Origin of the sequence: Aquimarina sp. 2-A2, from assembly GCF_045505135.1 — a bacterium.
Classification (GTDB): Bacteria; Bacteroidota; Bacteroidia; order Flavobacteriales; family Flavobacteriaceae; genus Aquimarina; species Aquimarina intermedia.
This window is the reverse complement of record NZ_JBJKFI010000001.1, coordinates 501,335-514,631: the sequence shown is the minus strand read 5'-3', so window position 1 is coordinate 514,631 and position 13,297 is coordinate 501,335. Positions and strand designations below refer to the sequence as shown.

Below are 13,297 nucleotides of genomic sequence, written 5' to 3'. Positions count from 1 at the left end.
TTATTGAAATTCTTGAGTGTTGGTAAAAAGTTTTTACAGTCGGATGGCTGTGTAGTTGGGATGAGTTGCAATTGATTTGACTTAGAGTAAGTATTGCTAAGTCTCTTTAGTCATAAAAAAAGTGAAAAGTCATATAAAATTTAGTTAGAGAAAACAAAAAACCTCAGTATCTGGATACTGAGGTTCATAAATCTTAAAACAGTAAGACTAAATGCCTGAAAAAAAAATTATAAATCAAACCCAAGGCTTACATTAAGTTTTTTAGCAATCAATTTATTAATTCTTTGCTTCAATTGAGGAATTTTGACGGTGTCCAAAACATTATTGGCAAAGGCATACATTAAGAGTGCTCTGGCCTCCTTGTCACCGATTCCTCTGGTACGCATATAAAACAAAGCGTTTTCATCTAATTGACCTATAGTACATCCATGAGAACACTTTACATCATCTGCAAAGATTTCTAATTGTGGTTTTGAATTAATGCTCGCTTTATCGTCTAATAAAATATTATTATTAGATTGAAACGCATTAGTTTTTTGGGCTTCTTTATTTACGATAATCTTGCCATTAAACACACCTACCGACTTTTCGTCAAAAATCCCTTTGTAGTCCTGATGACTCTCACAATTAGGCTGCGTATGGTGCACTAAGGTATTATGATCAACATGTTGTTTACCTTCAATAATAGTAACCCCATTTAGCACAGAATTAATACCTTCTCCCAATTGATAAAAATTCAGGTTATTACGAATTAATTTACCGCCAAAAACAAAAGTATGAACCGACACCAAACTTTGCGTCAATTGCTGGATAAAAGTATTATCAATTAGTGAGGCATTCAGGTTATCATTTTGAATTTTATAATAATCAACAATTGCACGTTTATCAGCAAAAATTTCTGTTACAGTATTTGTTAAGACCGGATTATCTGTTAAACTTTGATGACGTTCAATAATTTGAACATGAGAATTTTCATCAACTACAATAAGATTACGAGGCTGCAACATTTGTGAAGATTCGTTACCTGTAGAAAAATGAATTACCTGTATAGGTTTATCAGCTAATGTATTTTTTCGGATGTGAATGTAGGCACCCTCTCTTGAAAAAGCTGTATTGAGCGAAGACAGACCATCTTTTGGAGCAACTTTATTAAAATAATTGTCTATAACTGCTTTATACTTTTCATTAGTAAGGGCTGACGACATCAAACACACATCAATCTTATCATGCGTAGTCTCAGATAGATGAGAAGAGTATTGCCCATCTATAAAAACAATTTTGTAGCTATCCAGATCGTGAATAAAATATTTTTTCACATCCTTAAATTCGATAGCATCTTCTTTTTTAGGAAAAATGCTGTAGTCATGCTTTAGTATAGCATTAAGTGATGTGTATTTCCACGCTTCATCCTTTTTTGAAGGAAAACCTTTTTCCTCAAATATTTTGATCGCTTCACTGCGAATATCATGTACCGAAGAATCCATATCTACGGTTTCTTCAAATGCCATAAAGGAGGAAACTAATTTATCTTTCAAATCCATGTTCATTTCATTTTTAATAAGCTATTCGGATTAACAAGAATCCTTATTTACCAAAGTAAAACAGCCTATTATGCGTTAATTTCTTCTTTTATCCAGTCGTACCCTTTTTCTTCAAGCTCCAGTGCCAATTCCTTAGTTCCGGATTTAACAATCTTACCATCATACAATACGTGAACAAAGTCAGGAACAATATATTCTAATAAGCGCTGGTAGTGTGTTATCACCACGATTGCATTGTCTTCATTTTTCAGTTTGTTGACTCCATTGGCAACAATTCTCAAAGCATCAATATCTAACCCTGAATCCGTTTCATCAAGTATGGCAAGTTTTGGCTCTAACATAGCCAGTTGAAAAATTTCATTACGTTTTTTTTCACCTCCTGAAAATCCTTCGTTTAATGATCTGGATAAAAACTTTCTGTCTATCTCCAATAACTCTGACTTTTCACGGATTTTCTTTAACATATCCTTAGCCGGCATCTCTTCAAGACCTTGTGCTTTTCTGGTTTCATTAATCGCCGTTTTCATGAAGTTTGTTACCGAAACTCCAGGGATTTCAACCGGATATTGAAATGATAAGAAAATACCTTTGTGGGCACGCTCCTCTGCAGCAAGTTCCTCGATGTTTTCACCCTCAAGACTTATAGATCCATCAGTTACCTCATATTCTTCTTTACCCGCAATAATATTTGCTAAGGTACTTTTTCCTGCACCATTAGGTCCCATTATAGCGTGTACTTCTCCCGCATTCACCTTAAGATTAAGGCCTTTCAAAATTTCTTTATCCTCTACATTTGCGTGTAAATTCTTTATATCTAACATGCTTTTTATCAATTTTATCTTAACCAGATTATCTATTAACTTGTTTTGTGCAGCCCAGTCTTGAAACGTTGTTATAACGTGTCCTTAGACTGTACTTTTGTTGGCAAAAGGGAAGTTGGTTGTTTCACTTCCACTATTTCCTTAATTTCTAAAATCTCCTCCCAGCCTTCTTCCGGGTTTGGTTTTATAATTCCTTTGACTACTACCGGCACCATATCGTATGCTTCTCTTTGTAAGGGTGCCACTTTTTCAGCTAATTCATGCATCGTTGCGTTGAGCTCGACCCCGTAAATAAAATCATTCCCTTTAATTACCGCCGCATCTGCTACGTAAATAAACTCTCCTTCTATTTGAACCGTATTTTGCGATGAATCTTTTCCATTTTTGTTAGCACAAGAAAAAGAAATAAAACTTACTATAAAAAGCAATAAAAGGTGTTTCATTTAATTTATGAATTTTGGTGATTTTGGCATTCTGTTAAAATGCTTCGCATCATGTTGAATATATACTTTTGCTCTCTTGTCGGACACAAATTTTTCAAACTGCTCAATGCTCTGCTCTGTCTGAGGGATATCATGATTGAACTGAGGTATAATTTTGTTTTCTCTATTCTCTTCAAAATGATACACATCCCCACTAAGCAATATGGGTCCGCTATTTTCTAAATCAAGAAATAATGCTTGATGTCCAGGGGTGTGGCCAGGATATGATTTTATAATCACTGTTCCATCACCAAAAACGTCAAAATCTCCTTTGAGTTGTTTTACGTTTTTCAACGCTTTAAAGTCATTTGTGTTATAAAAACCCTGAGATTTAATTTCTTCTCCCGTTGCAAATGCATATTCTGTATCTTGAATCAACCAAGTCGCATCTTTAAAGTAATTACCACCACCCGTATGATCAAAATGTATATGGGAAAATGCAATAAAGTCAAAATCGGAAGGAGTCAGTCCTATTTGATCGAGTTGTACTGATAACGAATCTTTTCTGGATAAAACTAGCGCGCCCTCATTGACAGATTTAGGTTCCTTACCAACAAGTTCTTCAGAAAGCCCTGTGTCCCATATTAAATTTCCCTTAGGATGTTTAATCACGTAAAAAGCATCAGCCAGTACAATGGTGTCTCCCTTGTAGGTGTCGCCCTGTGCAAAGAGATTTTTTTTATTTACCTGAATCTCGCCTCCATTAAGAGTATATAGTTTCACTTCAGATTTCTGAGTTGAATCTTCAACTATAACCGTATCTGATTTTGGTTCAGGTTTCTCAAAATTCTTACAAGAAATTAAACTAAGTACAGAAAACGCAATCAATCCGAAATGTTTCATCATCAAAATTTAAAAGTTTATCCTACTGATCCTTCCAAAGAGATTTCTAATAGTTTCTGAGCTTCCACAGCAAATTCCATAGGCAATTTGTTCAAAACCTCTTTACTAAAACCGTTAACAATAAGGGCAATAGCTTTTTCGGTATCAATTCCTCTTTGATTACAATAAAAAATTTGATCTTCACCTATCTTACTGGTAGTTGCTTCGTGTTCTATTTGTGCAGTTTTATTCTTAGCTTCTATATACGGAAAAGTATGAGCGCCACATTCGTTACCCATCAACAGAGAATCACATTGAGAGAAATTACGCGCATTGGATGCTCTACTGTTAATCTGCACTAAACCTCGGTAGCTGTTTTGAGATTTACCGGCAGAAATTCCCTTAGATATTATAGTACTTTTGGTATTCTTACCTAAGTGAACCATTTTGGTTCCTGTATCTGCTTGCTGATAATTATTAGTAACAGCTATCGAATAAAACTCACCTACAGAGTTATCTCCTTTTAAAATACAAGAAGGATACTTCCAAGTCACAGCGGATCCAGTTTCTACTTGCGTCCATGATATTTTTGCTCGCGTTTCACAAAGTCCTCGTTTGGTCACAAAATTATAAACCCCACCTTTACCTTCAGCATTACCCGGATACCAGTTTTGTACGGTAGAGTATTTTATTTCTGCATCATCCAGGGCTATTAATTCAACAACAGCGGCGTGCAATTGATTCTCATCACGCGATGGTGCAGTACAACCCTCAAGATAACTTACATAACTACCTTTATCGGCAACCACTAATGTTCTTTCAAATTGTCCTGTTCCTGCCTGGTTGATTCTAAAATAAGTAGATAGTTCCATCGGGCAGCGTACCCCTTTAGGAATATAACAAAATGATCCATCACTAAAAACGGCAGAGTTTAATGCTGCGTAGAAGTTATCTTTTTGAGGAACCACAGATCCAATATACTTTTTAACCAATTCTGGATGTTTCTGAATTGCCTCTGATATCGAACAAAAAATAATGCCTTTTTCAGCTAAGGTTTCTTTAAACGTTGTTGCTACAGAAACCGAATCCATTACAATATCAACCGCTACTCCTGCTAATTTCTTCTGCTCGTCTAATGATATCCCAAGTTTTTTGAAGGTGTCCAATAATTCCGGATCGACCTCATCAAGGCTATCATATTTAGGTTTTTTATTAGGCGCAGAGTAATATGAAATTGCCTGAAAATCGGGTTTTTCATAACGGACATTCGCCCATTCAGGCTCCTTCATCTCTTTCCAAACGCGAAACGCTTCTAAACGCCAATCTGTCATCCATTGCGGTTCTTCTTTCTTTAAAGATATTGCGCGAACAATATCTTCATTGAGACCCACAGGAAATGTTTCCGATTCTATATCGGTATAAAACCCGTATTCATATTCTTTGGTTTCTAATTCTTTTTTTAAATCGTCTTCAGTATATGCCATCCTCAATATTCTAAACCTTTAGAATTTCTCTTTTAATTTTACAATGAAAAACTTTCTCCACACCCACAAGTTCTGCTGGCGTTTGGATTGTTGAATACAAATCCAGTTCCGTTAAGACCTCCAGAATACTCAAGGGTAGTACCTATCAGGTATAGAAAACTTTTCTTATCAACTATAATTTTTATTCCATTATCTTCAAAAACCTTATCTCCTTCTTCTTGTGCCTTATCAAACTTTAAGTCATAAGATAATCCCGAACAACCTCCACTCTTTACACCTACTCTGACATAGTCGGTGGAAGCGTTATAACCATCCTCACTCATTAGCGCTGCAACTTTCGTTTTAGCTGTATCAGATACTTTTATCATATGTTTATAATAGATTACTTCTTAATCAAATGCAAATATACTATTTATGTAGGTTTTATGCACACAACCTTACATATATCTATGAGATGGTGGCATTGGTAAAAGTTATGGTGCAACTTTTATCATTTTGATGTTTATTAAGGCTAACTATCAGATCGTCATTTTTTTAGAACGCTTCTTAGTTTATACTAAGCCTACACATACCGAAAGCCTTTTTAAAATTGTTAAATCTGAAGGTTGTTTTTTTAATGCATAAAACTTCTGTTCCTTTAATTCAAAGTTGCTCTTACAAAAAAACAACTATTATTATACCAAAAATGAGGGCACAATAATTTTCTTAAGTAACTTTGCTCCTATGATCGAAGATAAAAACACACCAAAAACCTCATTGTCTGAGTTGGGCGAATTCGGGTTGATAGAACATTTGACAAAAAATTTCGAAATTAATCAGAAATCTACCATGCGAGGAATAGGCGATGATGCTGCTGTTCTTGATTTCAAAGATAAAAAATGCATAGTGACCACGGACCTATTAATTGAAGGAGTGCATTTTGATCTAGCTTATATGCCTTTAAAGCACTTGGGATATAAAGCGGTAATGGTAAATTTATCTGATGTATATGCGATGAATGCTACAGCATCTCAAATCACTATTTCTATAGCGGTTTCCAACCGTTTTCCTTTGGAGGCGATCGAAGAGTTATATGAAGGTATTTATGCTGCCGCAAAATTATATAATATAGATGTAGTCGGGGGGGATACCACCTCTTCTACCAAAGGATTGCTCATTAGTGTTACCGCTATTGGCCATGCAAACGAACATGAAATCGTCTATCGTGATGGTGCAAAAGAAAATGATCTTTTGGTCGTTTCTGGTGACTTAGGTGCTGCGTATCTTGGGTTGCAGGTTTTGAATCGTGAAAATGAAGTGTTCAAAGTAAATCCTAATGCACAACCTGATCTGGATCCTTATAGTTATCTGGTGGAACGCCAGTTAAAACCAGAAGCCAGAAAAGATATAAAAGAGTTGTTGGCTGAATTAGGAGTTCAGCCCACGAGCATGATTGATATTAGCGATGGCTTATCTTCTGAAGTTATGCATATATGTACACAATCCAATGTAGGTGTGAACCTCTATGAAGAAAAAATTCCTATTGATCCAGTAGTCATTTCAACCTGCGAAGAGTTTAATTTAAACAGTACTACAGTGGCGTTGAATGGTGGAGAGGATTATGAATTGCTTTTTACAATAAAGCAAGAAGATTTCCCAAAAATTAAAGCAAATCCCAATCTTACTGTAATCGGGCATATGTTAGATAAAAAGAGCGGTATGGCATTGGTCACCCGAGCTAATGAACGTATTCAATTGAAAGCTCAAGGCTGGAATCCAATAAAAGAATAAGTTTATTAAGAAGCGACCTGAAATATTTTGTTTTCATTTTTTCTAGCCATTTTTTTGGCGTGAACAAATGCCAGATCCTTGTTGATTTCTTTCAACTTGGGCGTCATCGTTTCTAAATGTCCTTTGCTATTTGTTGTTGCTTGTTCACCACAATTCGAACAGGTATATTCTTTTACATGATCCGTTACTGATTTGGATAAATGATAGTTATGTCCGAAAAGCGAACAGAACATTTTTGCAAACGAGAAAGATGGACTTGGGGTCGTTGATTTCATAGTTTTGGGGGTTAAAAGTTCATAATCAATACAATAATATAATTTTTTTAGTTATCAACAATATGTTTGTAAGAAAAACTTTAGGTTTTTAATAAAATTTACTATGAAATTACCTTAAAAATGCCTTTCATAGTATTAAAGATGTTTTTTATCCGATAATTTTACTTTCTACTATGACCCTTTATAGTTTAACTTACTAATCAATAGTAAACTAGCATACTCTTACAAAATCACTAATTTCTAAAGCACATTCTTTTTGGTTTTCTATATGTAACATATGGCCGCCATCAAGGGTGATGAGCTTAGTTTTTGTTATGTTACTTTCGGTCCTGCTTTGGTCATATGGTAGCACAGGGTCCTCTTTTCCTGCTATAATACATTTTGGAAGTGTTAAGCGCTTGAGCAATAATGACAAGTCCGGTCTGTCTTTCATTCCCTCAAGGGCTGCCAAAATACCCTGCAGACTCGTATTTGTTGCCTGTCTTTTTATCAAGGATATTTTTTTTTGGTGTTTTTCGCGATTCGAAGGAGCAAATAAGTTTGAAATTGCCATACTCGTATACGCATTTGGGTTTTTTTTGACAATTTCGATAGCTCTTGTACGTGTAAATTTACGCTCTTCACTATCTGCATAAGATGTGGAGTTCAATAGAAGAATTCCTAACAGATGATTTCTGTATTTTTGTGCAAAAGCTAATCCTGCATAACCTCCCATGGAATGTCCTACTATAACCGCTTGATCAACTGCTAATACATCTAACACACTCTTTACGACATCTGCCATGATCTCCATACTATGCACATAGCCTAAATTTCCGGATTCTCCGTGACCCGGGAGATCTATTGCGATACATTGATATTGAACTACAAGCTCAGGAATTAATGCATCCCACATAGTCAGGTTTTCTAAAAACCCATGAAGAAAAACAAGGGCCTTTCCCTCTCCTTGTATCCTGTAATTAATATTGGTTTGTTTGTGTGTTAAAGTCATTATATTGCAAAGGTAATTTCTTACATAGCCATAAAAAAATAGTATAGATGAAATTTACTAAAGAGTCGTTGATAACCGGTTTTGCATTATTCTCCATGTTCTTTGGAGCTGGAAATTTAATTTTACCTCCTAGTCTTGGTTTTAAAGCGGGAGATGCCTGGTTCTTAGTAACCATAGGGTTTATGATTTCTGCTGTGATTTTACCTCTGTTGGGAATTTTTGCACATGCCCGGTTACAAGGTACTTTAATGGATTTTGGCAAGAAGGTGTCTCCGGTTTTCAGCTTAATTTACTGTGTGCTTATCTACTTAATTTCGGTAGCGCTTCCTTCTCCGCGTACAGCTTCTGTCACCCATGAAATTGCTGTAACACCGTTCTTTGGAAGTAGTCCGATACTAACCAGTACTATCTATTTTGTCTTGGTACTGATCTTTGTGCTAAACAGATCAAAAATTTTAGATGTCTTGGGAAAATTTCTTACACCTATAATATTTATTGTTATACTTTCAATAATCTGTGTGGGGGTTTTTATACCACATCCCGCAATGAATGCCTCAACCATCAGCGAACCTCTGGTTCAGGGACTGCTAGAGGGATATCAAACTTTTGATGCGATTGCTGCGGTGGTTGTTGGAGGTGTTTTAATAATTTCACTTGATCTAAAAGGAGCGCAAGAATTTCAAAATAAGCGAATGCTCATTCGAAATGCTGGAGTAATTGCAGGTATCGGACTGTTTATTACCTATGCAGGACTTATTTTTAACGGTGCTTTATTCAACACCACCTTTCCTGAGGATATTAGTAGAACACAATTATTGTCGGGTTTAAGTTATGAAACCTTAGGTAATATAGGCTCTATATTTCTGAGTGTTCTGGTGAGTTTGGCGTGCTTTACAACTGCGGTAGGCATCGTAACAGGAACCTCTGATTTTTTTAAGGGAATTTTCAATAACTCATCTCCTGTTTATGTAGGAACTGCGATTATTAGTTGCGCTCTTGGAGTAGTTATGGGACAGTTTGATGTAAGCTATATTATTGATGTCGCGGTTCCGGCACTTTTATTTATCTATCCTATTACTATAGTTCTGATACTTTTAAATATTTTACCTGAACACTGGGGAACTCCGTTAATATTTAGAGCTGTTGTATTGGTCACTATTCTTTTCAGTATACCTGATTTTTTGGCTTCTATAGGTTTTAAGGAAGAGGTTCAACCTATATTAAAAATTATTCCATTTGGTAACAATACTTTAGGATGGGTTCTCCCTGTTTTTATTACTTTTGTTTTACTTATCCTACTATCTAATGTATGGCGCCCCGCTAAAAATTAAGTAGTACTTTTATGAAAAGAATTTTTACCCTAATCTCTTTGAGTTTAGTCGTGTTATCTTGTGGTGAAGATGATTACTACCCTATTGAATCAAGCCTCGACGCTGATTTGAAAGAGCAACTTATTGAAGTATCTGGAGGAAAAGGTTTAGGCTATTTTATACTGCCTGAAAGTGATGCATTTGATCAAATTCCGCAAGATCCTAAAAACCCAATTACCCCAGCAAAAGTTCAATTAGGTAAATTATTACTACATGAAACCGGCCTTGGACAGGTTCCAAAAATAGATCTAATGAAAGGCACCTATTCTTGTGCCTCTTGTCATCAGGCAGATGCCGGGTTTAGTTCTGCGTTGAGACAAGGCATTGGGGAGTGTGGTGTTGGATTTGGTTTTCGTGGTGAGAGTAGAACAATTAATAAAAGTGTTCCTGTGGATTCTGTGGATATTCAACCATTGCGTTCCCCAACACTACTACATGTAGCCTATCAGGAAGTAATGCTATGGAACGGTCAATTTGGCGGAACAGGAATTAATGCCGGTACAGAAACCAACTGGGGTACTATACCAGAGAACTATTTAGGATATCAAGGGGTAGAAGTACAAGCAATTAAGGGTCAGGGAGTGCACCGTCTAATTATTGATGCAGACCTAGCTGAATCACTAGGGTATAAAAACTTATTTGATAGTGCTTTTCCGGAGGTATCTGTAAATGAGCGATATTCCCCTTTGTATGCAGGTTTAGCCATTGCAGCATATGAGCGAACGCTATTAGCTAATCAATCACCATGGCAACGATGGTTAAAAGGTGAAACAGAGGCGTTGACCATGGAAGAAAAACAAGGCGTTAAAGTGTTTTTTGGTGAGGGTCGTTGCTATGAGTGCCATACAGGTCCGGCACTTAGTGATATGAATTTTTACGCTTTTGGTATGGGAGATTTTGATAACTCTGACGGAGCTGTTGTATTAAATGATGTTGATATGGACGCTATCAAAAAAGGCAGAGGAGGCTTTACTAAAAAAGCATCAGATGAGTACAAGTTTAAAACACCAACATTATATAATATGATTGATAATGGTTTTTATGGTCATGGGGGTACCTTTACTTCAGTTGAAGAGGTGATTCGTTATAAAAATGTTGGTATTCCTCAAAATAAGCAGGTGCCTTTACAAAATATGGCGCCACAGTTTGGCCACCTGTATCTTACCGATACACAAATAGAATCTCTGACACAATTTCTTGAAAATGGTCTTAGAGACCCTAATCTAAAACGCTATGTGCCTGAGGCTCTAAATTCTGGAAACTGTTTTCCAAATAATGATGAGCAATCACAACTGGATCTAAATTGTGGCTAGTTTAGCGTAGCAATCCACCAATTATTGTCAAAAGGATCTTTAAAACCTGCTTCTCTGGTGCCATTGTCCTCCTCGCTTGGCTGCATTAGTGCCTTTGCTCCTAAATCGATGGCATTTATAAACGTTAGGTCTGTATCCTCAACATATACATACATAGAGCCTGGGCGGGCCGGGTTATATGCCGTAGCCTCAGTAAGAAAGAGGGTGCTTTCTCCTATTTTAATTTCAGAATGTTGGATTTTGTGGTCGATATCTAGCCGTCGTAGCATTTCCTGAGCATTAAAAATTCTTCTAATAAAATCTATAAAATCCTCAGCTTTATCAACAACCAAATAAGGCATAGCCTGTTGGTGCCCTGCGGTAATCTTCATTCTCTGCATCATGTGTGTGAAAGTATATGCAAGATAAACGTTCGAGACATCAACTTATTTTTTGTGACATCAAAAAGAAACGTTAAATATAAATCAAGATTATATTTGAAAGGTGTGGCTAAAGGTGATCATTCATACTCTTTTTGCTGTTTCAAATATTCTGTTTTTAAAATGGACATTATAACCTTATTCAGATACTTGCCGTTTTTAAAAACACTTTCTCTCAAAACACCTTCCTTAATAAAACCACATTTTAGATAGAGTTCTATCGCTCTGATGTTGTCCTCTTGTACAACTAAATATACACGGTGTAAATTAAGGTTATCAAATGCAAAAGCAACAGTTTGCAAGGTTGCCTCCTTTGCAAGCCCTTTACCGGTATATTTTTCATCTCCAATAAAAACAGCGAATTCGGCAGTACGATGAATTAAATTGATGTCTTTGAGAAATGACATACCAATCAATATATTATTCTCTTTTTGCTCTATTCCAAATGAGGATAAAGGTATATCTGATGTGAGTATTTTATCGAACCACGCTTGCTCTTTCTCCTCATTAATATAAAAAGGATGCCCCGCATAGAAGTCTCTAAGTGCATGTGCATTACGCCAGTTCCATGAAACAGTACTGTCACTCTTTGTCAAAGCTCGTAATCTAACTCTCCATTGCTCCATCGTTAATAAGTTTTAAGCCTTTTTAAATTTACGAAAATAATTATCCTTCATTTTAAAAAGAGCAGAATAAACTTACTTACCTGTTATTTTTATATTGTCAAGATGGTATCGGGTAGTGACTCCCGGCTCTCCACCTTGGTACTTAAACCCGATACGTATTTTACCCTCAAGACAATTTACTGCAATAGGACCTGCAGGAGTCATCGATCCAAAACTATTGAGAGGACCACGTGGTATAAAAGCATCTAAACGCACCCAAGTAGCTGTTTTTATAGCATCTGTATAATCGTTTGTAACCCAAACACTGAGAATATTACCATTATCATATACAGCCTGAATATCCAGTGTTAGGTTTTCTTCAGTAGTCATTGTCATATCAATCTCTGGCGTTATTAACCAAACTTCATACACAGATTCTCTCGATTTAAATCCGGTAATCGAAGCATAAGAATCTTGTCCAAATTTACCTATAGCATAGTCTAACACGCCTCCGGTGACATTTTGATTTATCCAGCCCAACGCTTCCAAGTCCTTAGTTTTAACTCCTGTAAAATTCTGGAAGAAGACTAGTGTGTCATTTGCAGTTTGACCCTTACATGCTAAGTAAGATCTTTCACAACGCTTTTCGTCAGTGAAATTAACAGATAAAGGCGAGTTGAGTATAATATTGTATGCGTCTCCGTAGTAATTTTTTGTAAGTATTCCTGAGAGGTTTCCGCTCTGTTTCGGCAGTGGAAACCCTTTAAAACTTGCATAGGTACTTGTACTTACTACCGTACTCAGTTCTGATATACAGTTTTCAATCAATCTGTCCCCTGTATATAAATCTGTTGCCGCAGACGCATACGTATTGCGACGCTCATCAAACACTTCTTCTTCGACAAACTGTACGTTCTCTAAAGCAATCAGTTGGTTTATATGGGCTTCTGAAAAATCTGATATTTGAATCGTTTTAGGAATTGGCTGCTCAATTTCCAGAGAACGAATGATATGAATATCTCTTTTGAAAGCAGGTATTGCGATTATACTGTTTTGATCTAAAAAACCCAAGGTGGGAACTCCATTCTCTATTCCCAGCGTTAGTTCGTCAAGTCGGATTGTCACTTTTTGCCCTAATTCGTACGAAACATATAACGGGTTGACATCTATCATAAGTCGGATGCCTGAGATGGGATTCTTAAAATTATCCTGAATCACCAACTGCTTAAAGAAGTTACCATGTCGATCATCAGAAACCACAAAACCCTCAAGTAAGCTATGTGTTTCTTCAAAATAAATTTTGGCATGCTCTCCATCTTTATTTTGCGCCTGCTTCAAGGCTTCCAAAATAGATTGCATACTTATTATATTACCCTCTATTTGGGGTTGGTTTATAACTATTTG

14 protein-coding genes are annotated in these 13,297 nt (G+C 36.2%); 3 read left to right on the top strand and 11 right to left on the bottom strand.

The annotated features are described in order from the left end of the window. Window positions 1–227: 227 nt before the first annotated feature. From sufD to ACJRPK_RS02205, 6 genes are all read right to left on the bottom strand, one after another. Window positions 228–1,541 (bottom strand): Fe-S cluster assembly protein SufD, encoded by a 1,314-nt coding sequence (sufD, locus tag ACJRPK_RS02230; RefSeq protein WP_407138240.1) that lies wholly within the window; start codon window positions 1,539–1,541, stop codon window positions 228–230. A gap of 68 nt (window positions 1,542–1,609) precedes the next feature. Then, window positions 1,610–2,362 carry a Fe-S cluster assembly ATPase SufC gene (gene sufC / locus ACJRPK_RS02225; RefSeq protein ID WP_407138239.1) on the bottom strand — a complete coding sequence of 251 codons (753 nt, stop codon included), beginning with the start codon at window positions 2,360–2,362 and terminating at the stop codon, window positions 1,610–1,612. Window positions 2,363–2,433: 71 nt separating this feature from the next. Continuing rightward, window positions 2,434–2,805, bottom strand: a complete 372-nt coding sequence (locus ACJRPK_RS02220; protein WP_148780980.1) for a hypothetical protein — start codon at window positions 2,803–2,805, stop codon at window positions 2,434–2,436. Further along, the gene (locus tag ACJRPK_RS02215; protein ID WP_407138238.1) at window positions 2,806–3,690 is read right to left on the bottom strand and encodes an N-acyl homoserine lactonase family protein; all 885 of its coding nucleotides are present in this window, start codon (window positions 3,688–3,690) and stop codon (window positions 2,806–2,808) included. Window positions 3,691–3,704: 14 nt separating this feature from the next. After that, window positions 3,705–5,150, bottom strand: coding sequence for a Fe-S cluster assembly protein SufB (gene sufB, locus ACJRPK_RS02210; protein ID WP_407138237.1), 1,446 nt, complete (start codon window positions 5,148–5,150; stop codon window positions 3,705–3,707). A gap of 38 nt (window positions 5,151–5,188) precedes the next feature. Next, the gene (locus ACJRPK_RS02205; protein WP_148780978.1) at window positions 5,189–5,518 is read right to left on the bottom strand and encodes an iron-sulfur cluster assembly accessory protein; all 330 of its coding nucleotides are present in this window, start codon (window positions 5,516–5,518) and stop codon (window positions 5,189–5,191) included. Window positions 5,519–5,873: 355 nt separating this feature from the next. On the opposite strand from ACJRPK_RS02205, the gene thiL reads away from it, so the two are divergent. Continuing rightward, a complete protein-coding gene (gene thiL, locus ACJRPK_RS02200; RefSeq protein ID WP_407138236.1) occupies window positions 5,874–6,920 on the top strand; it encodes a thiamine-phosphate kinase in 1,047 nt (348 codons plus the stop codon). Window positions 6,921–6,925: 5 nt separating this feature from the next. Here thiL and ACJRPK_RS02195 read toward each other — a convergent pair whose 3' ends face one another. Further along, window positions 6,926–7,195 carry a hypothetical protein gene (locus tag ACJRPK_RS02195; protein WP_407138235.1) on the bottom strand — a complete coding sequence of 90 codons (270 nt, stop codon included), beginning with the start codon at window positions 7,193–7,195 and terminating at the stop codon, window positions 6,926–6,928. Window positions 7,196–7,406: 211 nt separating this feature from the next. Further along, window positions 7,407–8,186 (bottom strand): alpha/beta fold hydrolase, encoded by a 780-nt coding sequence (locus tag ACJRPK_RS02190; protein ID WP_407138234.1) that lies wholly within the window; start codon window positions 8,184–8,186, stop codon window positions 7,407–7,409. A gap of 47 nt (window positions 8,187–8,233) precedes the next feature. Between ACJRPK_RS02190 and brnQ the strand changes: the two genes are divergently transcribed. Then, window positions 8,234–9,517, top strand: a complete 1,284-nt coding sequence (gene brnQ, locus ACJRPK_RS02185; protein ID WP_407138233.1) for a branched-chain amino acid transport system II carrier protein — start codon at window positions 8,234–8,236, stop codon at window positions 9,515–9,517. A gap of 11 nt (window positions 9,518–9,528) precedes the next feature. Next, complete coding sequence (locus ACJRPK_RS02180) at window positions 9,529–10,869, top strand: cytochrome-c peroxidase (RefSeq protein ID WP_407138232.1); 1,341 nt, start codon at window positions 9,529–9,531, stop codon at window positions 10,867–10,869. On the opposite strand, the gene ACJRPK_RS02175 is transcribed toward ACJRPK_RS02180, so the two are convergent. The 3 genes from ACJRPK_RS02175 to ACJRPK_RS02165 all read right to left on the bottom strand — a co-directional run bounded on the left by ACJRPK_RS02175 (window position 10,866) and on the right by ACJRPK_RS02165 (window position 13,252). Further along, window positions 10,866–11,252, bottom strand: a complete 387-nt coding sequence (locus ACJRPK_RS02175) for a hypothetical protein (RefSeq protein ID WP_407138231.1) — start codon at window positions 11,250–11,252, stop codon at window positions 10,866–10,868. The two genes, ACJRPK_RS02180 and ACJRPK_RS02175, sit on opposite strands and share 4 nt — an antisense overlap. Window positions 11,253–11,368: 116 nt before the next feature. Beyond that, on the bottom strand, window positions 11,369–11,914 hold the full coding sequence (locus tag ACJRPK_RS02170) for a GNAT family N-acetyltransferase (RefSeq protein ID WP_407138230.1): 546 nt from the start codon (window positions 11,912–11,914) through the stop codon (window positions 11,369–11,371). A 72-nt stretch (window positions 11,915–11,986) separates the two neighbouring features. Next, window positions 11,987–13,252 carry a DUF5689 domain-containing protein gene (locus ACJRPK_RS02165; protein ID WP_407138229.1) on the bottom strand — a complete coding sequence of 422 codons (1,266 nt, stop codon included), beginning with the start codon at window positions 13,250–13,252 and terminating at the stop codon, window positions 11,987–11,989. Between the last annotated feature and the right edge of the window lie 45 nt (window positions 13,253–13,297).